This is a genomic window from Paenibacillus anaericanus (genome assembly GCF_003994475.1).
In the GTDB taxonomy this organism is placed as follows: domain Bacteria; phylum Bacillota; class Bacilli; order Paenibacillales; family Paenibacillaceae; genus Fontibacillus; species Fontibacillus anaericanus.
The window spans coordinates 167,027-186,934 of the sequence record NZ_RZNY01000002.1 but is presented as its reverse complement, the minus strand read 5'-3'; the positions used below and the strand labels follow the sequence as shown (position 1 = coordinate 186,934).

19 protein-coding genes are annotated in these 19,908 nt (G+C 42.7%); 17 read left to right on the top strand and 2 right to left on the bottom strand.

Annotated elements, in window-relative coordinates; translation table 11 throughout:
* Window positions 1-8: 8 nt before the first annotated feature.
* The 11 genes from hfq (at window position 9) to EJP82_RS03100 (ending at window position 11,804) form a co-directional block, all read left to right on the top strand.
* Window positions 9-248: an RNA chaperone Hfq gene (gene hfq / locus EJP82_RS03150; protein WP_127190571.1), complete on the top strand. Its 240-nt coding sequence runs from the start codon at window positions 9-11 to the stop codon at window positions 246-248.
* A 131-nt stretch (window positions 249-379) separates the two neighbouring features.
* Window positions 380-2,998 (top strand): transglycosylase domain-containing protein, encoded by a 2,619-nt coding sequence (locus EJP82_RS03145; RefSeq protein WP_127190570.1) that lies wholly within the window; start codon window positions 380-382, stop codon window positions 2,996-2,998.
* 158 nt (window positions 2,999-3,156) lie between these two features.
* Window positions 3,157-3,702 (top strand): ribonuclease FAU-1 family protein, encoded by a 546-nt coding sequence (locus EJP82_RS03140; protein WP_127190569.1) that lies wholly within the window; start codon window positions 3,157-3,159, stop codon window positions 3,700-3,702.
* A 17-nt stretch (window positions 3,703-3,719) separates the two neighbouring features.
* A complete protein-coding gene (locus EJP82_RS03135; RefSeq protein ID WP_127190568.1) occupies window positions 3,720-4,394 on the top strand; it encodes a YdcF family protein in 675 nt (224 codons plus the stop codon).
* Between the two features lie 85 nt (window positions 4,395-4,479).
* Window positions 4,480-5,475, top strand: a complete 996-nt coding sequence (locus EJP82_RS03130; RefSeq protein WP_127190567.1) for an AAA family ATPase — start codon at window positions 4,480-4,482, stop codon at window positions 5,473-5,475.
* A gap of 3 nt (window positions 5,476-5,478) precedes the next feature.
* Window positions 5,479-6,762 carry a GTPase HflX gene (gene hflX, locus EJP82_RS03125; protein WP_127190566.1) on the top strand — a complete coding sequence of 428 codons (1,284 nt, stop codon included), beginning with the start codon at window positions 5,479-5,481 and terminating at the stop codon, window positions 6,760-6,762.
* Between the two features lie 62 nt (window positions 6,763-6,824).
* Window positions 6,825-8,078, top strand: a complete 1,254-nt coding sequence (locus EJP82_RS03120) for a methionine gamma-lyase family protein (protein ID WP_127190565.1) — start codon at window positions 6,825-6,827, stop codon at window positions 8,076-8,078.
* 81 nt (window positions 8,079-8,159) lie between these two features.
* Entirely contained in the window at window positions 8,160-8,570 is a 411-nt protein-coding gene (locus tag EJP82_RS03115; RefSeq protein WP_127190564.1) for a MerR family transcriptional regulator, read from the top strand.
* 21 nt (window positions 8,571-8,591) lie between these two features.
* Window positions 8,592-9,920 (top strand): type I glutamate--ammonia ligase, encoded by a 1,329-nt coding sequence (gene glnA / locus EJP82_RS03110; protein WP_127190563.1) that lies wholly within the window; start codon window positions 8,592-8,594, stop codon window positions 9,918-9,920.
* A gap of 693 nt (window positions 9,921-10,613) precedes the next feature.
* Window positions 10,614-10,898 (top strand): hypothetical protein, encoded by a 285-nt coding sequence (locus EJP82_RS03105; protein WP_127190562.1) that lies wholly within the window; start codon window positions 10,614-10,616, stop codon window positions 10,896-10,898.
* A gap of 144 nt (window positions 10,899-11,042) precedes the next feature.
* The gene (locus EJP82_RS03100; protein ID WP_127190561.1) at window positions 11,043-11,804 is read left to right on the top strand and encodes an SDR family NAD(P)-dependent oxidoreductase; all 762 of its coding nucleotides are present in this window, start codon (window positions 11,043-11,045) and stop codon (window positions 11,802-11,804) included.
* Between the two features lie 79 nt (window positions 11,805-11,883).
* On the opposite strand, the gene lexA is transcribed toward EJP82_RS03100, so the two are convergent.
* Complete coding sequence (gene lexA, locus EJP82_RS03095; protein ID WP_127190560.1) at window positions 11,884-12,510, bottom strand: transcriptional repressor LexA; 627 nt, start codon at window positions 12,508-12,510, stop codon at window positions 11,884-11,886.
* A gap of 207 nt (window positions 12,511-12,717) precedes the next feature.
* Between lexA and EJP82_RS03090 the strand changes: the two genes are divergently transcribed.
* From EJP82_RS03090 to EJP82_RS03070, 5 genes are all read left to right on the top strand, one after another.
* Complete coding sequence (locus tag EJP82_RS03090; protein WP_127190559.1) at window positions 12,718-13,080, top strand: LysM peptidoglycan-binding domain-containing protein; 363 nt, start codon at window positions 12,718-12,720, stop codon at window positions 13,078-13,080.
* A gap of 237 nt (window positions 13,081-13,317) precedes the next feature.
* The gene (locus tag EJP82_RS03085) at window positions 13,318-13,491 is read left to right on the top strand and encodes a DUF896 domain-containing protein (RefSeq protein WP_127190558.1); all 174 of its coding nucleotides are present in this window, start codon (window positions 13,318-13,320) and stop codon (window positions 13,489-13,491) included.
* Window positions 13,492-13,765: 274 nt separating this feature from the next.
* Complete coding sequence (locus EJP82_RS03080) at window positions 13,766-14,302, top strand: hypothetical protein (RefSeq protein ID WP_127190557.1); 537 nt, start codon at window positions 13,766-13,768, stop codon at window positions 14,300-14,302.
* 57 nt (window positions 14,303-14,359) lie between these two features.
* On the top strand, window positions 14,360-15,157 hold the full coding sequence (locus EJP82_RS03075; RefSeq protein WP_127190556.1) for an HAD family hydrolase: 798 nt from the start codon (window positions 14,360-14,362) through the stop codon (window positions 15,155-15,157).
* A 54-nt stretch (window positions 15,158-15,211) separates the two neighbouring features.
* Window positions 15,212-15,628: a FixH family protein gene (locus EJP82_RS03070; protein ID WP_246053958.1), complete on the top strand. Its 417-nt coding sequence runs from the start codon at window positions 15,212-15,214 to the stop codon at window positions 15,626-15,628.
* 105 nt (window positions 15,629-15,733) lie between these two features.
* Here the strand turns inward: EJP82_RS03070 and EJP82_RS03065 are convergent, their stop codons facing one another.
* A complete protein-coding gene (locus tag EJP82_RS03065; protein WP_127190555.1) occupies window positions 15,734-16,276 on the bottom strand; it encodes a cupin domain-containing protein in 543 nt (180 codons plus the stop codon).
* 192 nt (window positions 16,277-16,468) lie between these two features.
* On the opposite strand from EJP82_RS03065, the gene metH reads away from it, so the two are divergent.
* Window positions 16,469-19,906: a methionine synthase gene (gene metH, locus EJP82_RS03060; RefSeq protein WP_127190554.1), complete on the top strand. Its 3,438-nt coding sequence runs from the start codon at window positions 16,469-16,471 to the stop codon at window positions 19,904-19,906.
* The last annotated feature ends 2 nt before the right edge of the window (window positions 19,907-19,908 follow it).

Below are 19,908 nucleotides of genomic sequence, written 5' to 3'. Positions count from 1 at the left end.
TACGACTAATGAACAAATCCATTAACATCCAAGATACGTTCTTGAACCAATTACGTAAAGATAGCATCCCTGTTACCGTGTTTTTAACAAACGGTTTTCAAATCAGAGGGACCATTAAAGCTTTTGACAACTTTACGATTGTAATTGATAGTGACGGACGCCAGCAAATGGTGTACAAGCACGCTATTTCTACATTCCAACCACAGCGCAATGTGTCGCTCATGCAAGATTCCCAGAATGAGGGTTAAGTTTAAAGTGAAACTTTTTTGAAATTTGATTCGTTTAATGGTATAGGTTAAGAAGCAGAACAACCTAATAAGGTTGTTCTTTTCTTTCCGAGAATAATTGCAATAGGAGTATAGGGGGTTAGAGATAAATTATGGCTACTAAGAGACCACCTTCCAGAGTGGAACGGAACAGTAATCCGGATAGAAAGACGGATAAGCCTAATAAGCCTAATAAGAATAGAAAAAAGAAGTTAAAGCTCAAGCATGTCCTGTGGACCTCGTTCTTCACGGTAGCGATTGCCGTATTTTGCGCCGTCGCTGGCTATTTGTATATTACCATCAGTGGTGAAAAAATATTGACGGCGAATGAAGATAAATTAATCATTTACGAAACATCCAAGGTATATGATCGAAAAGGTCAAATCATGGGTGAGCTCTCGATCGATAAGAGTGAGCCAGTGGATTCTGATAAAATTCCTAAATTGGTTAAGGAAGCGTTTATTGCTACAGAGGATAAGCGTTTCGAAGAGCATAACGGAGTGGATCTGTGGTCTATCGGTCGTGCAGCGGTTAAAGATATCGTCGCTAGGTCCATGGTCGAAGGTGGTAGTACCATTACCCAGCAATTGGCCAAGAATATCTTCCTAAGTTCTGACAAGACCTTTTTCCGTAAGGCAACGGAAATGTCTATTGCCATGGCGCTAGAGCGTCATAAGACAAAAGATGAGATTATTACGCTGTATTTAAACCGGATTTTCTATGGTCAGAAAGCATATGGAATTAAGGCTGCTTCCCAGCGTTATTTCGGGAAGAGTAACTTGGAGGATCTGGAAATTTGGGAAATCGCAACACTAGCAGCTATTCCCAAAGGCCCATCGAAATACAACCCTGTAAGTAACCCAGAGTTGTCTAAACAACGCAGAAGTGTTGTACTCGATCTAATGTTCCAAGAGGGATATATTTCAGCTGAAGAGCGTGATGAGGCGAAAGCAGTTGATTATACTTACGAGCCTCCGGCTAAAAGCGATGCTTACCTTGCCTTTAAAGATTATGTAACACAAGAAGCAGAGGAGAAGTACGGGTTAACAGAAGATGAGTTGAACCGTGGAGGATACAAGATTTATACAACGATGGACTCCCAAGCGCAAAAAGCGTTGGAGAAAGCATTCGCTAATGATGATTTCTTCGAGAAAAGTAAAGATGATACACAGGTACAGGCTTCTATGGTTATTATGAATCATGAGAATGGAAGTCTGGTAGCACTATTAGGTGGACGTGATTATGAGCGAAAAGGATTCAGCCGTCTGAACAGCCGTAGACAACCGGGATCAGCTTTCAAACCGATTGTATCCTTTGCGCCAGCTCTTGAATCGGGTAAATTTAATCCGGATTCACAGATCAGCAATGAGAAGCAATGCTTTGGAGATTATTGTCCTCGGAACCTACATGGGTATTCTAAGACGATTAATTTAACAACAGCATTAACTAAGTCGGAGAATATCCCGGCCGTATGGTTGTTGAATGAAATAGGTGCGAAGACAGGCGTGAAGTACGCTGAGGAAATGGGCATCAAGATGGATGAGAAGGATCGTAACCTGGCGATCGCGCTTGGTGGATTGACACATGGTACAAATACTCTGGAAATGGCAGGGGCATTTAGTGTATTTGCGAACCAAGGTCAATATAATGCTCCTTACTCGATCAAATCCATTGTGGATCATGATGGGAAAGAAGTGTTCAAATATAACGCTCCGAAAGTAAAACAAGTTATTAGTGAACAAACTGCGTATTACATGACGGAAATGTTACAAAATGTCATTAATGATGGTACGGGTAAGCGGGCGAAGATTAATCGTCCGTTGGCTGGTAAGACTGGTACAACGCAACATGGGATTAAGGGGCTAAACAGCAGCAAGAACCGTGACGTATGGTTTGTCGGTTATACACCGGAATGGACCGGTTCGATCTGGATGGGTTACGATAACCCTGATAAAGACCACTTGTTAAGTGGGAGCAGTGGGCAAGCTGCGTCGTTGTTCGCAGCGGTAATGAAGGAAGCATTGGAAGGTGTTCCTGTTAAGGATTTCCCAGTGCCGAGTAACCTGCCTACACCAGAACCTCCTGAAGAGGTTAAAGTGCAGGCTCCAAGTGGACTTAGTGCAATATATAATCCTGAGTTGGCAACGGTATCCTTAAGTTGGACTGGAGTCGATCAACTGGATTCTGTATACCGTATCTATCGGAAATCCTCTGAAGAGAGCGACTTCTATCACTACATGGACGCGGTAACTACGGAAGCCGAAGACATCAGTGTTGTTCCTGGAATTGGTTATGAGTATTACGTAACTGTCTATGATCCTGTGAACGATACGGAGAGCGAGGCTTCGAACACAGCGGTCATTACGACTGAAAGTCTAGAACCGCCGATTACAGAGCCGAATCCTGATGAGAACCTTGGTGGTGAGAATGGTAACGGCCAGGGTGGTACTGGAGAGGGGAATAATCCAGGCAATGGCCAAGGTGGTAATGGAGAGGGTGGTAACCCTGGTGGTGTAGTTACCCCTCCTGGCAATGGAAACGGTAATGGAAACGGTAATGGTAACGGAAACGGTAATGGTAATGGTAATGGTAACGGGGTCAACCCTGGGGAACCAGGGGATGGTGGAACGGGGAGTGAACTTCCATCTGAAGGAGGGAACGCGGGCGACACGAACAGTGGCACGCAAGATCCGGGTGCATCCGGTAATGATGGAGTAATCTGGGGGGAATGATTAGCTCATAACTCACCAAAGTCTAGGCGCAGCACCGACATTTCTCTTGTGAAGAGAAGGTCGGTGCTTTTTTTATGTGTATTATTACAAATTGACTTTTGAGACTCTCAATTAAATATGGTAAGCTAAATGTACATTGTGTTGAAAGGGTTTATACCATGAAGCGAAAATTTGGAGATCGTGCGAATTGGCGCCGTGTGACTCAGCGTCAGTTCAAATCAAGGTTTGTTGAAAATAATACGTTTACGGGTTTTGTAACCATGTACAGTATTTCTGCTTTACGTGATCCTTTGTGGAAAACGTATGGTGGACATACCTTTCGTATTGCCGATAAGGGCTATACCTGGTTGCAATACTATCCTAAGGGGGCTCATTTTGTTGTGACCTCCATGTTCGATGATAAGGGAGAAATTGTGGAATGGTATATCGACATCTGTAAGAATCAAGGCGTTACGGATCAGGGAGTTCCTTGGTTCGACGATCTGTATCTAGACATTGTTGTCTTGCAGAACGGGGAAGTATTCTTATTAGATGAGGATGAGTTGGACGAAGCGTTAAGCCGGGGACATATCACCGTTAAGGATTACGATATGGCGACAGAGTCTGCCAGGGAAGTACTACATGTGATTAACTCAGGTCAATTTCCTTATTTCCATATGTCGCTTGATCATTATCGGAGCGGATTTATGAATTCCGAACATTAAATGCCGGAGGGGAAACCATGAATTTTAATGACAAGGCAATCTCTACTCATCCAAAGTATCGTAAAGGCCGGCGTAAACGCTCTAGATGGCTCCGTCTAGGTCTGTATTTACTTCTGGCAGGATTTCTGTGGATCGTTTATGTATTATCGCAAATCGGCAGTGTGGAGCGCAGTCCAGCAGTTGTTGGTTCGGCTAATGAACCGTTTGATGTAGGGATTGTGCTGGGGGCTGCAATGTGGGGCGATGAGCCGAGTCCTGGACTAGAGGAACGTCTCTTGCAAAGTTTAGAAGATTATGAGGAGGGGAAGTTCCGTTACTTTATACTATCTGGCGGACTAGATTCTGTGAATAATAAATATACTGAGGCCGAAGGGATGGCTAATTATTTAGAGACGCATGGTGTTCCTCGTGACGTTATGTTACTTGAAAATAATGCGACCAGTACATATGAAAATTTAGAATTTAGCCAGAAGATAATGGAAGAACGTGGTTTGACTTCCGCGCTCATCATTACACACACATATCACGGAAACCGGGCACTAGAAATGGCGGAGGTACTTCATTATAGTAATCCGAAGCTTTCCCTAACGGAGTCTAAAGTGCTTAAGCCGGTGACTAACGTAACAAGAGAAGTTCTAGCCTATACCAAATGGAAGCTGGTTCAACTAGGATTCGCCATAGGTATAAAATAATAATTCTTCTAATATCGAGCAGGGTGAGAGAATACATTGTAAAAGTGTGTGTTCAGCCCCTACCCTATAAAGAAGGTGATTACATATGCCAGGGCGTGTTATGGCCAGAAGTGGATCAGCAGAAGAAAGACCATCAAGACAAATTAATGTTATTTTACGAAACACCGAAGCGCCTGTTGTATCTCAGAGTATCCCGGATTCAGAGCCACAATTGGCAGCTAAGGCTCAACAGCAGCAAGGACTTTTTCTGGAGATTCAGAAAGAGCTCGATCAGTTAATCGGGCTGGATCATATCAAAGATTTGATGTATGAAATATACGCGTTACTTCAAATCGCATCTATGCGTACGGAAGCTGGATTGCATTCGGGAGCCCAAGTCTATCATATGGTATTCAAAGGAAATCCTGGGACAGGTAAAACAACAGTTGCCAGAATCGTTGCTAGGATGTTTCAGAGAATGGGTGTATTAAGCAAGGGACATTTGATTGAGGTTGAAAGAGCAGACTTGGTCGGTGAATATATCGGACATACTGCGCAAAAAACGAGAGATTTGGTAAAAAAAGCGCTCGGTGGAGTGCTGTTTATTGATGAAGCTTATAGTTTGGCGCGTGGTGGTGAGAAAGATTTCGGCAAAGAAGCGATCGATACGTTAGTCAAATCGATGGAAGATCAGAAAAATCAGTTTATTCTCATTCTGGCGGGATACTCCGATGAGATGGATTATTTCTTACAGTGCAATCCGGGGCTGCCCTCTAGATTTCCAATTCAAATGGACTTTCCCGATTATTCCATTGATCAGTTGATTCAAATTTCGGAAGGTATGGCGAAAGATCGCGATTATATCTTGATGCCTCAGGCGATACTCAAATTAAAACAACATTTGTTAAAAGAGAAATGTCAGAGTGAACATTTATTCAGTAATGCCAGATATGTCCGTAATGTTATCGAGCGTTCTGTTCGTCATCAGGCGGTTAGACTGCTGAGCCAATATGGCGGGGGTTCTCCAGGTAAGCTTGAATTAATGACGATTCGTATGGAGGATTTGAAGCTGGAGAATAAGCGAAATGATAAGGAGCCGTGATTTGTGTCTAATTCCCTACATGAGACGAAGCAAAATATCCCCGACGTAGCTGTACTTGTTAGTTTGGTTACGTTAGAAGTGAAACGCAGCGGAATAGATCCTTCTTATTCTCTAGATGAATTAGTGCAATTAGCCGAGACCGCAGGGGTGGAAGTAGCAGAGATCATGGTTCAGAACAAAGATAAGCCTGATTTCAGATGGTTTATTGGTAAAGGTAAGGTTAAGGAGTTGCGCACGATCATTGAAGAAAAGGGAGCCAATACGGCGATATTCGATCAGGAATTGTCGGGTGCTCAGGTCCGTAATTTGGAACAGCAGCTCGATGTAAAAATCATTGATCGGACGCAACTGATTCTTGATATTTTTGCCCAGCGTGCCAAAACTCGTGAGGGAATCATTCAGGTGGAACTCGCTCAGCTAACTTATTTGTTACCACGTCTATCTGGGCAGGGAGTTAACTTATCTCGACTCGGTGGAGGAATTGGAACGCGGGGCCCAGGAGAGAGTAAACTTGAGACGGACCGCCGGCACATTCGTCGTCGAATTGCTGAATTGAAGAGACAATTGTCCGAGGTGACCCGTCATCGTAAACTACATCGGGCGCGTCGAAAGGAAACTGGTGTTGTGCAGATCGCACTGGTAGGTTACACGAATGCGGGTAAATCAACGTTACTCAACGCCCTTACGGCGGCAGATGTATACGTTGAGAACCAGTTGTTTGCTACACTTGACCCAACAACACGGATATGGGAGCTTGCGAATGGTAAGGAAGTTGTCCTGACGGATACGGTGGGATTTATTCAGAACTTACCTCATGATCTTGTTGCTGCGTTCCGTGCTACCTTAGAGGAAGCAGGCGAAGCTGATCTTATTTTGCATATTGTTGATGTAGCTTCTTCCATGCGAGATGAGCAGATGGCCGTTGTGGAGGCCATTCTGCATGACCTGGGAGTAGAAGGTAAGCCTCAGATCGTACTTTTTAATAAGAAGGACCTCTGCGAACCTGAGCGATTAGAGATGCTTCCCTCTGGTGATGGTTATTTAAAGATCAGCGCCTTTGATCCTGATGATCTGAATAGGGTTTCGGTTGCAGTACAGAAGCAGTTGTCGGGTGGTACTCGTATGTTTCGCATTCCTGCTGAGCGGGGAGATCTTACTGCTGCACTCTATCGTATTGGGAATGTGGTGAAGCAACAGTTGGATGATAACGATATGATCTATGAAGTTGTGGTGAATGAAGTCGACTTTGACAAATATGGATATGTATTGACCCCTTTTGGGGAATAAAATTAGAATGTAACAATGAGCAAAACATAGCGTTGTATACAGCAAAGGGAGAGTAAAGGATTATGGCAATATTTAGTGAAGAAATCATGGGTTGGATGGAAGCAGCTGAATTACAGGTACAGCCGCGGTTTCGTGAAATCGATAGAATTGTCGATCTTAATCAATGGAAAGTAATCGAAGCGTTTCAAAAACATAAAGTTAGTGATTTTCATTTTGCTAATTCAACAGGTTATGCGTACAATGATCGCGGACGTGAAGTGTTGGACCTCGTATATGCTGATGTATTCGGTAGCGAGGCAGCGCTTGTACGTCCGCATTTTGCGTCTGGCACACACACGATTGCTACGGCATTATTTGGTGTATTGCGTCCAGGTGACGGTTTGCTCTATATTACCGGGCGGCCGTATGACACTTTACATAAAGTGATCGGTGCACCGGAAGATGGGACAGGTTCGTTGCAAGATTTTGGCATCCATTATGATGAAGCGGCGTTGCTAGCTGATGGTTCAGTAGATTGGGATACAGTAACGTCGAAGATGAATGATCGTACCAAGGTGATCGGCATTCAGCGTTCGAGAGGGTACGATTGGAGAGATTCCTTCTCGGTAAGTCAGATCGGTGAGATGGTCGCGAGAGTTAAGGCTCTGAATCCAAATTGTATAGTATTTGTAGATAATTGTTATGGTGAATTTACAGAAGAACAAGAACCAACTCAAGTAGGTGCCGATCTAATCGCTGGATCTTTGATTAAAAATCCAGGCGGCGGCTTGGCAGAGACGGGTGGTTATATTTGCGGTCGTGCTGATTTGGTAGAACTGACTTCTTATCGTTTGACGGCTCCGGGTATTGGTGGAGAAGTCGGCGCAATGTTGGGCACCACAAGAGGAATTTTTCAGGGATTATTTCTAGCACCTACTATTGTTGGACAAGCTATTAAAGGAAGTGTGCTAGCGGCAGCACTGTTTGAGCGAGCAGGTTTTGTTAGTAGACCAAGTTGGGAAGAGAAGCGAACAGACCTCATTCAGGCTATTGCTTTTAATGGTTCTGAGCAATTGATCGCTTTTGTACAGGGAATTCAACGAGCGGCAGCGGTAGATGGACATGTTTTGCCAGAACCTTGGGATATGCCAGGCTACGAGAATCCCGTGATTATGGCAGCGGGCACGTTTATTCAAGGTGGAAGTTTGGAGTTATCAGCTGACGCCCCGATTAGGGAACCTTATATCGCTTATATGCAAGGCGGGTTAACATACTCTCACGTCAAATTTGGTCTATTGACTGCATTGCAGACGATGAAAGAGCGAAATCTTTTGTGAGTTATTCTCACACAAGTGTTGACATGTCAGGATAGTTGACATAGAATAAAAACATGAACTTCAAGTGGAAGGTTGATAGCGATGAGTGACGAAATACGCAGAAATATGGCACTTTTTCCGATCGGTATCGTAATGAAACTCACCGATTTAACGGCGAGGCAGATTCGTTATTATGAACAACATGAATTGATCATACCGGCCCGAACGTCGGGCAACCAGCGTTTGTTTTCTTTTATCGATGTTGAACGTTTGCTTGAAATTAAGAGTTTGATTGACAAGGGCGTTAACATCGCAGGAATCAAACAGGTAATGAATCCGATATCTAAAGAATCACAAGAAGCTACGGTTATTTCAAAGGACATTGAAGTGAAACGTAAGGAAATGTCTGATTCGCAGCTGTACCGTATGCTGAAGCAAGAGTTGGTAACAGGAAAAAGACCGGGTCAGGTTTCGCTGATCCAGGGGGAATTATCTCGCTTTTTCAAAATATAAATATTGTTGGGAGATGTTATAGTGAGTTATTCAAAAGAGGATATTCTGCGCATTGCAAAAGAGGAAAACGTTCGATTTATCCGTTTGCAATTTACGGATTTGTTGGGAACTATTAAAAATGTAGAAATTCCAGTAAGTCAATTGCCAAAAGCGTTAGATAACAAAATGATGTTTGATGGTTCTTCCATTGAAGGATATGTTCGTATTGAAGAGTCTGACATGTACTTATTCCCTGATCTTGATACATGGGTTATCTTCCCTTGGGTTACAGAAGATCGCGTTGCTCGTTTGATTTGCGATGTTTATATGCCAGATGGAACTCCATTTGAAGGAGACCCACGTTACATTCTGAAACGTGCTTTGAAAGAAGCGGAAGAAATGGGCTACACTTCAATGAATGTGGGTCCTGAACCAGAATTCTTCTTGTTCAAAACGGATGAGAAGGGCAATCCAACAACTGAACTAAATGACCAAGGTGGTTACTTTGACCTTGCGCCAACAGATCTTGGTGAGAACTGTCGTCGTGAAATCGTGTTGACTCTGGAAGAGATGGGCTTTGAAATCGAAGCTTCTCATCATGAAGTAGCTCCAGGACAACATGAGATTGACTTTAAATATGCTAATGCGCTCAAAGCAGCAGACCAAATTCAAACATTTAAATTGGTAGTTAAAACACTCGCTCGGAGTCACGGTTTGCATGCTACATTCATGGCAAAACCATTGTTTGGTGTTAATGGTTCAGGTATGCACTGTAACCAATCGCTATTCAAAGGGAGCGAGAACATATTCTGTGATGAGAACGATAAATTGGGTCTGAGCGCTGAAGCACGTTACTATATGGCCGGTATTATGAAACATGCTCGTGCATTTGCAGCAATCACTAACCCAACAGTTAACTCATACAAACGTCTCGTACCTGGTTATGAAGCACCTTGTTATGTTGCTTGGTCTTCTAGTAACCGTAGCCCAATGATTCGTATCCCGGCTTCCCGTGGTCTTAGCACTCGCGTAGAGGTTCGTAACCCGGATCCTGCAGCTAATCCTTATCTAGCTTTGGCTGTTATGCTTAAAGCAGGTCTTGACGGAATCAAAAAAGAAATTCCGTTGGTAGATCCAATTGACCGTAATATTTATGTTATGTCCGAAGAAGAACGGGTTGAGGAAGGAATTCCTAGCTTGCCATCGGATTTGAAAGAAGCATTGAACGAGTTGCTTCGTAGTGAGATCATTTGCGAAGCGCTAGGTGATCATGCATTAACTCACTTCTATGAATTGAAAGAAATCGAATGGGACATGTACCGTACACAAGTTCACGCTTGGGAACGCGATCAATATATGTCATTGTACTAGAATCGAAAATCCCCTTACGCTTTTGCGTATGGGGATTTTTTTGTTTTGTGGACTGTCATATTTTTTCGTGTATATGTGGTTGTCCGTGAGATGCCCACAAGATACCCATAAATAATGGCTCAACCACACAATCAGTGCTTGACGAATTTTTACATCACTCTAACGGAACTAGCAACCCTTATTTTGAGTTTTGAGGGTCGAAATAATTTCTAACGGAACTGATAGCCCTTATTTATTCCAAATGATGCTCTAGTACATAAATATGATGAATTAACGTCTGTAGGTTCCGTTAAAATCCAGAAAAGCCGAGTATACCACGAATAAGGTCGCTGAGTTCCGTTACAATGTTTCATTATCATCATCGATTGAAGGTTATGCACTAATTCTGGTTTTGAAACTAAATATTTGGTACTCAAGCTATACCTATCGACTCAGAGGATTAAATAAATTTCATTTGACTAAATCATAATACGATTATCGTTTTACTAAGCAGATTGGGTATCATTGATGCCTCTTATATAAGCCTTACTGGAATCCTTAAAGGGATTCCTTTTTTTATTACTAAAAAAGTAGGGTGAGGACCCTCATTTATATAAATCTCTTAAAATATGCTATTCTACGGCGACAATAGGCGATGCATTCATAGAATTGAAGCATAGAATACACAATGAAAGAGTAAGGGAGGTGAAAGAAATGGCGATACTATTACCGCAACAATTCTTCGATATCGGACCTTTTATCGGTAAATCCTATTATGAAGATCTAAGAGGTGGAAGTAACGCTACGGTAATTGTTAATAATTTTGGTCCAGCGCCAATTGATCTTGTATTGACTCGTGTTAATGCTCCGGTTATCACTTATACCATCCCTGCGGCATCCAGTCTCACGCAAACTGTTAATCTATTACTAGTAGCAGCTCTTCTTGCTAGTTTTGGCGCAGCATTCGGTGACATCCAAATCACCACCTCTGATTTTTAAGTTGGGATACTAGTTTTAGCATTACCCTTACAGCGATGTGAGGGTAATTTTTTTAATATTAGAGCATGGCTAGACACTTCATAGCGAATCAGATATAAGCCTGTTAGAATAGTAGAAGGAATTAAGAGAGGGGGAAATGGTAGGATGAACATTGATCTACATGGAAAAACAGCGCTTGTAACGGGGGCTACCGGAGAGTTAGGTCGTGTGATGGCACGTACACTAGCTCAGTGTGGGGCAAAAGTGGCAATTCATTATCATAGCAACAAACCTAAGGCTCAGCAATTGCTTGAAGAAATTCAGGCTTGGGGTGGAACTGCGACTATTGTACAGGCTGACATAACAAATGAAGCTTCAATCCTCGAAATGAAGGATTCAATTTATGCAGAACTTGGCGAGGTAGATATTGTCGTTGCTAATGCGGTTGTACAATATACTTGGACTACCATTCTTGAGCAGTCTCCTGAGGATTATAAAAGTCAGTTTGAATCATGCGTTATGCAAAGTGTGTTTCTGGCAAAGGCATTTATTCCAGCGATGCAATTGAAACGAGTAGGTCGATTTATTGGCATCAATACCGAATGTTCTATGCAGAATTTTGCTACACAATCAGCCTATGTTGCTGGTAAAAGAGGGATGGACGGAGTATATAGGGTGCTGGCCAAAGAGGTCGGAGAGTATCAGATCACGGTCAATCAGGTGGCACCAGGATGGACGATCAGTGAAAAAGAACGTTCGGCCGAATTGGGAGCTGATGAAGGTTATAAACAAGGAGTTCCGCTGAAACGTAGGGGAGAGGATCAGGATATCGCCAATGCTGTAGCATTCCTCGCTTCAGACTTAGCTAGTTTTATTACCGGTGCTTACATACCCGTAACAGGTGGTAATGTAATGCCTGCGATATAGGATATCAATAGAGGAAATGAAAAGCTATCTCATTCGTAGAGTTAACTACTTATGGGATAGCTTTTTATTTAAGTATAAATTAGTGCAAATCGCGGAACAGACCAACTACTTTGCCGAGAATACTTACATGTTTCAAGCGTATTGGCTCCATGGTAGAGTTCTCTGGTTGTAAACGTATATGATCCTTCTCCTTGTAGAACGTCTTAACAGTTGCTTCGTCCTCTTCGGTCATGGCCACGACGATGTCTCCATTGTTGGCAGTTTGTTGCTGTCTAACGATCACATAGTCTCCATTATGGATCCCGGCTTCGATCATACTATCTCCCATGACGGAGAGCATGAAAACTTCGCCATCTCCAGAATAGTGTTGGGGAAGTGGGAAATAATCTTCTATGTTCTCAGTTGCCGTGATCGGCACACCTGCAGTCACCTTACCAATGACGGGAACTCTAGCTACGGAATGAGCGAACAGTCCCAGATGATCTGAGTTCTCTTGCCCTAGCAGCTCTATAGCCCGTGGCTTAGTAGGGTCGCGGCGAATGAGGCCTTTCTTCTCTAGCCTGTCCAAGTGACCATGCACCGTTGAGCTAGAAGCAAGACCAACAGCTTCGCCGATCTCTCTAACAGAAGGAGGATAACCCTTCATGCGGACTTCGTTGCGTATAAATTCAAGAATTGCTTGCTGACGGCTGGATACCTTCGACATAACATATCAACCCCATCTAGTAACGTTTGGAAAAATTATAACATAGAACTTCCGTTCGCACAAACATGAGTTCTAAATCTAAGAAACTTCTATATAACATAGTAAAATCAATAAGGGGAACAATTGTTCTAAAAAAGTATTGAATCAAACAAACGTTCGTGTTATAGTTAATTCATAAATAAGAACGCATGTTTGGAGTGATGGGAAATGTTAAAGTACAGTACATATCAGAGTATTCATAATAAACCTTCTTTGGGTGGTTCCAAGTTCAGAGGATTGCAAGCGATAAGTATACGCAAGGGATTAACCAGAATTATGACAGTAATTATTTTATTGACTATAACTTGTACTGGAATGGTCTCCGCATTTGCTTCTTCTAATGAAGGTAATTCTTTCGCGGACCTAGAGACGGTTGTTGTGAAATCAGGTGATACACTATGGGAAATCGCAGTAGCTCATAAACCGAAGGGTAAGGATACACGTGACTATGTTGAACATATTAAAGATTACAATGGATTGACAGTGAGTTCGATACAATCTGGAGATGTTCTTATTCTTCCGCCGAAATAATAATTAAGTCTATAGATGACTGAATTAAGGATTAACTAATGGAATTTCTATTCCTTCATATAATAAATGCTGAGCTTGGTTTAATGTGGATATCCGCACTGTTGCGGGATCGCCTTGACAAGCTCTTTTACTCATGTCAAAGTAAGAAATGAATGCCTTACATGAACGCAGTTGCAATACAGTTAATGCTTGCTCTGTTGCCATGAAATGCATAGTAAATGACAGCGGGAGGGACTTATGGACATAGATGCATTGGTTAAGCGAATTAACGAATTAGCCCACAAGAATAAGGAAACAGGGCTAACGGAAGAAGAGCAGACGGAGAGAGCGCAGCTTCGAGAAGAGTATCTGAAGAACATTAGAAGAAATTTTCGCCAACAACTCGATACTATCGAAGTGGTGGATAAATAAAGACCGGTCGAAAGGACCGGTTTTACTTTTGCAAGTAATTAGTGAAGTAATGCTAACAAAACTTAGGTTAATGCTTACGAAGCAAGTTTTGTACGAACTATAATCACTGAAGTAATGCTAACAAAACTTAGGTTAATGCTTACGAAGCAAGTTTTGTACGAACTATAATCACTGAAGTAATGCTAACAAAACTTAGGTTAATGCTTACGAAGCAAGTTTTGTACGAACTATAATCACTGAAGTAATGCTAACAAAACTTTTAGGAGGAACATGAATGGGTTCATTTGACAGAAAAGTAGAGCGTAACATGGTTAAGCTGAAGAAACAGGGTAAAAGTCCAATTATGAAAGGACCCGTAGGAAACTCCAATTCAAAGTATACGATAGGACCAAAAGGTGAAGGTGATATTTTTAAAGGACGTAAGATCATCTTGCCTGTGCTACTTAGCATTTTGGCGATAATGTATGGATCTGTGGGTTTACTAAGTCCAGCTGCAGAAGAAAACTCAACACTTTTTTGGTTAACAATCGGGTTGTATTTGCTGCTTGCCGTAATAATCTTCTTAAGAAAGCCTTATCTACGTATCGACAAGAGCAAGATATACACGTCAACTTTTAACCGTGACAAGTATCTCGATGCAAGTAATATCAACAAAATCATTCTAAGCCGTGGCAAGATTGTAATTGAACCTAAAGGTAGACAATCAAAATGGGTATTCTATCGGATGCGGAACCGTTTTGACACGGAAGCTATGGCGCCTAAGCTTGAACAATATGGTAATACGCATCACATTACAATAGAAAAGAAATAGGGAGCCTTAAAGTTCCCAATGCGGACCAATGAGTCTAAAGGAGAGAGGACGGCTACGATGACAATTAAAGCGGTATGTTTTGATCTGGATGATACGTTGCTCTGGGATGGACGAAGTGTAAGTGAAGCTTTTGAAGCAACCTGTAATAAGGCACAGGAAGTTAAAGGTGTTGATCCGGTCGAACTGCAAGAAGCAGTACGGAATGAAGCGAGAACGCTTTATGAATCCTACGATACCATTTCTTTTACGAAAATGATTGGGATCAACCCTTTTGAGGGACTTTGGGCTAACTTCACGGCGGGGGAGCAACCCGAATTTCGTAAATTGGAGCAATTAGCACCTGCATACCGCACAGAATCGTGGCGACGTGGACTGCTTGCAGTTGGTGTTGATGATGAAGTGTTTGCGACAAGTCTTGCGGAGCAATTTGCACAAGAGAGACGTTCACGTCCGCATGTTTATGAGGAGACTTTCAAAATACTTAATGAGTTAAAAGAAAGAAATTTTAAACTGTTGTTGCTCACAAATGGTTGTCCTGCACTACAGCAGGAGAAGATTGACGGAGTACCGGAATTAGCTCCTTATTTTGATGAGATTATTATTTCCGGTACATATGGCAAAGGAAAACCTGATTCATCGATATTCCATCACGCACTAGATCTGCTTGGGGTTAAACCTGAAGAAGGAATGATGGTTGGGGATAAATTAACAACGGATATTAAGGGTTCACTTAGTGTAGGAATGACTGCCGTTTGGATTAACCGGGAAGACAGACCGCGGAGTGAAGGAATCATTCCGGATTACGAAATTACGCATTTGTCGGAGCTTCACGACATTATTGCTTCGAAGGCCTAATTCTTAATAAGTAAATTGATTGATCATAAATGTTGTTGGGAAGGGGGAAGTCACGTGAATAGAAAAGGTTGGTCCATACTTTCATTAGCTATTACTCTGATTCTTGTAGTTGGTTGTAGTAAAAAAGATGCTCAGAATCACAGTATGCATGAAGAGGTGAATGATCTACAACCCATTCTAGTAGAGCTTCTTGTTAGTCCGAGTGATATAAGCAAGGGTGATCCCGTTACATTTGAAGCTAAGGTAACTTATGATGGTAAAAATGTGGATGATGCTAAAGAGGTCATATTTGAGTATTGGAAGGAAGGCGACGATGACGCCAAGCACAAGAAGGTTACTGTAACGAGTGAGGGGCAGGGCCTTTATAAACTAGGGGAAACATTCCTTGAGTCTGGAACCTATCATGTGATTTCTCATGTGACCGCACGAGATCAGCATTCCATGCCTATGACAGAATTTACGGTGAAATAGAAACTAAGGTTCAACTCAACTTAACATAAAGAGCTGCTCCCATCCGCAAAGTGGAAGGGGAGCAGCTCTTTTGTTATAAATCGATTTTGAATTGCGAATGATAAATTATGATTTTTGGAAACTATGATCCTCATATGGATGCGCAATCCATCCGTTCTCCTCTACGAAGAGGCGAACAGCTATGACTTTACGTTCATCAGTTAGCGTAAAGAAATGGGGTGTATTTTCCGGTACGGATATTAGGTCACCTGGCTCCAGGTTTACATCAAAGTATCCCGTGTCCGGAGTACCTTTGATAATAAATGTACCTGCACCTGCCACGATTACACGAATTTCATCTTCTGTATGCGTATGAATCTGTTCGAATTTCGCCAATAGCTCTTCAATGTTTGGAGTGGCTTCGGATAAAGTAATCACATCCCAGGTACGGTAACCACGGCGTGAGGCGAGTTCTTGAATCTCGGATTGAAAGATATTTAGAATGGCGGACTTTTGATCATCGGAAAGCGAGAAATTATCTGCTAACTCTTGAGGCAGTTTATTCGTATCCCAATGTTCATAAATAACTTCATATTGATTCAGGAATTCACGAACTTTCTCTTCTCCTGCGATGATTTCGTTCGTATTTCTTATTCTTATTTGAGCCATGGGATTACCCCGCTTTCGAAAAGGTTTGATTGCATTATATCTGATAGGTACCTTGGTTGTCGACATCTAATTTAAAGGGGCTGATCCAAGCGTGGAGAGGGATTGGAAAGGAAATGAATTGTTATTATCCCTTTTCTAAAACGCAACATTCTGATAAACTAAAAGTTAATGTTTTACGGGAGGGGATAGATCATGAGTAAACCAAGCTTGGAATCTAGAATGAAAGAACGAATATTGATCCTTGATGGTGCAATGGGAACCATGATCCAACAAGTAGATTTATCTCCTGCTGATTTCGGCGGTGAAGAGTTGGACGGTTGTAATGAAATGTTGGTACTTACCCGTCCTGATGTCATCCAGGAGATACATGAGAAGTACCTGGAGGCTGGAGCCGATTTAATTGAAACAAATACGTTTGGAGCAGCTTCGGTTGTCCTTGCAGAGTATGATATTCAAGACAAGGCGCGTGAAATCAATCTTGCTGCTGCTAAACTTGCTATTGCCGCTGTAGAAAAATATAGCACTCCAGAACACCCTAGATACGTAGTTGGGGCACTCGGTCCGACGACGAAAACTTTGTCTGTTACTGGTGGGGTTACGTTTGATGAACTAGTCGCTAGTTATGAGGAACAAGTTATCGCGTTGATTGAAGCTGGTGTAGACGTGTTGATGTTGGAAACTTCGCAAGATACGCTAAATGTTAAAGCGGGAAGTATCGGAATCGCACGTGCTTTTGAAATAACAGGTAAGAAACTGCCGCTAATGATCTCAGGGACGATCGAACCGATGGGAACAACGTTAGCAGGTCAGAATATAGAAGCCTTCTATATCTCGCTTGAACACCTAAAGCCTGTATCATTTGGGCTCAACTGTGCAACTGGACCTGAGTTTATGAGAGATCATATTCGAACTTTGTCTGAAATGGCGAAGACCGGTGTAAGTTGTTATCCTAATGCAGGATTACCGGATGAGAACGGACATTATCATGAATCCCCGGATTCATTAGCGCTTAAGCTCTCCGCATTTGCCGAGCAAGGTTGGCTAAATATAGCGGGAGGATGCTGTGGAACAACGCCTGACCACATTGCAGCATTAGCTAAGGTGATGAGTGAATATAAACCAAGACCGATTGATGGGCATCATCCTCCTGCTTTATCCGGAATTGAGCCGATCTATGTTGAACATGACAATCGTCCCTATATGATTGGGGAGCGAACAAATGTTCTTGGTTCTCGTAAATTCAAACGACTCATTGTTGAAGGTAAGTATGAGGAGGCATCGGAAATTGCCCGCGCTCAAGTCAAGAGTGGTGCACAAGTTATCGATGTCTGCGTACAAGATCCAGATCGAGATGAAACAGAGGATATTGTAGCTTTCTTGGAGCTGGTTGTTAAAAAAGTAAAAGTTCCGCTCATGATCGATACTACCGATCCCAAAGTACTGGATCTTGCATTGAAATATTGCCAGGGTAAAACGATTATTAACTCTATTAACCTTGAGGATGGGGAAGATAAGTTTGAGGTCGTGACACCACTAATCCATAAGTATGGTGCTGCTATCGTCGTGGGTACTATCGATGAAAGCGGACAAGCCATCACTCGTGAAGATAAGTTGGCCGTTGCCAAACGTTCTCACGATTTACTGGTGAACAAGTATGGTTTGAACGCGGAAGATATTATATTTGACCCGCTTGTATTCCCAGTTGGTACTGGGGATGAGCAATATATCGGATCTGCCAAAGAGACGATTGAAGGAATTCGCATGATCAAAGAGGCGCTACCTGCTTGTCACACGGTGCTCGGGATTAGTAATGTATCCTTTGGACTTCCGGAGGCGGGTCGTGAAGTGCTTAACTCTGTCTTTTTGTATGAATGTACAAAAGCAGGTCTAGATTATGCTATCGTCAACACAGAAAAGGTGGAGCGGTATGCGTCTATTTCTGAACAAGATCGCCGCCTCGCTGAGGAACTAATTTATAACACGAATGACGACACACTTGCTGCTTTTGTAGCAGCTTTCCGTAATAAGAAAGTGGAGAAAAAGGAGAAAGTCGTTAATATGTCGCTCGAAGAGCGGCTTGGATCTTATGTAGTGGAAGGAACCAAAGAGGGACTTATTCCGGATTTGGATGAAGCATTGCAGAAGTACAGTGCGTTAGAGGTCATTAACGGCCCGCTGATGGCGGGGATGTCTGAAGTAGGTCGCTTATTTAATAAGAATGAGTTGATTGTGGCAGAAGTGCTACAGAGCGCGGAAGTGATGAAAGCATCCGTTTCCTATTTGGAGCCTTTTATGGAGAAGAACGAGTCTTCTGTAAAGGGGAAAATTCTACTTGCTACCGTTAAAGGTGATGTTCATGACATCGGAAAGAACCTCGTAGAGATCATTCTGTCCAATAACGGTTACCAAATCGTGAATTTGGGTATAAAAGTACCACCGGAGCGCATTATTGAAGCTTATCGTGAGGAGAAAGCGGATGCGATCGGTTTGTCTGGCCTCTTGGTGAAATCAGCGCAACAAATGGTATCAACCGCTCAGGATTTACGTAATGCCGGAATTGATGTACCGATTATGGTCGGTGGTGCGGCATTGACGCGGAAGTTCACGAAGACACGAATTCGTCCAGAGTATAACGGAATGGTCGTATATGCGAAGGATGCGATGGATGGACTCGATTTGGCGAACAAGCTGATGGATCCTAGCAGTCGAGAGCAAATGCGTCTAGAAATGGAAGCAGAAAAAGAAGCTGATGTACAAGTTGCTGTTGCTGAGCCGCTACCAGAATTAACGCGGGCTGTGTCTTCCAAGATATCGACGGATGCGCCGGTCTACACTCCGCCGGATTTGGAACGGCATGTGCTTCGTAACTATCCGATTGGTCATATCATTCCGTACATCAATTGGCAGATGTTGTTAGGACACCATTTGGGACTTCGTGGATCTGTCGAGCAGTTGCTTGCAGCAGGTGATCCCAAGGCAGTCCAATTGAAAGAAACTGTCGATCAAATTTTGCTAGAAGCCGTAACGGATGGTATTATCCAAACGCAGATCATGTACAGATTCTTCCCAGCACAGTCGTCTGGCAACGATATTCTTATTTACGATCCGCTTGATCACTCTAAAGTACTTAAGACGTTTAACTTCCCTAGACAACGGGTTGAACCGCATCTATGTTTGTCCGACTTCTTGAAATCTGTAGATAGTGGGGTCATGGATTACGTTGGCTTCTTAATTGTAACGGCGGGTCAAGGTATACGTGAGTTATCAGAACAGGCAAAAGTAAGAGGAGATTACCTGTATTCCCATGCACTCCAATCTGTTGCTCTTGAATTAGCGGAAGCTACAGCGGAACGAGTACATCATATGATGCGTGATACTTGGGGATTCCCTGATCCGCAGGAAATGACGATGAAACAGCGTCATGGAGCACGTTATCAAGGGATACGGGTATCCTATGGATATCCAGCTTGTCCTGATCTAGAATACCAGGCGCCGTTATTCGAATTAATGAAACCAGAAGAGATTGGGATTCAGTTGACCGAAGGGTTCATGATGGAGCCTGAAGCCTCCGTGTCAGCTATGGTATTTGCTCACCCTCAGGCTCAATATTTCAATGTTGATAAAGCTTAGTA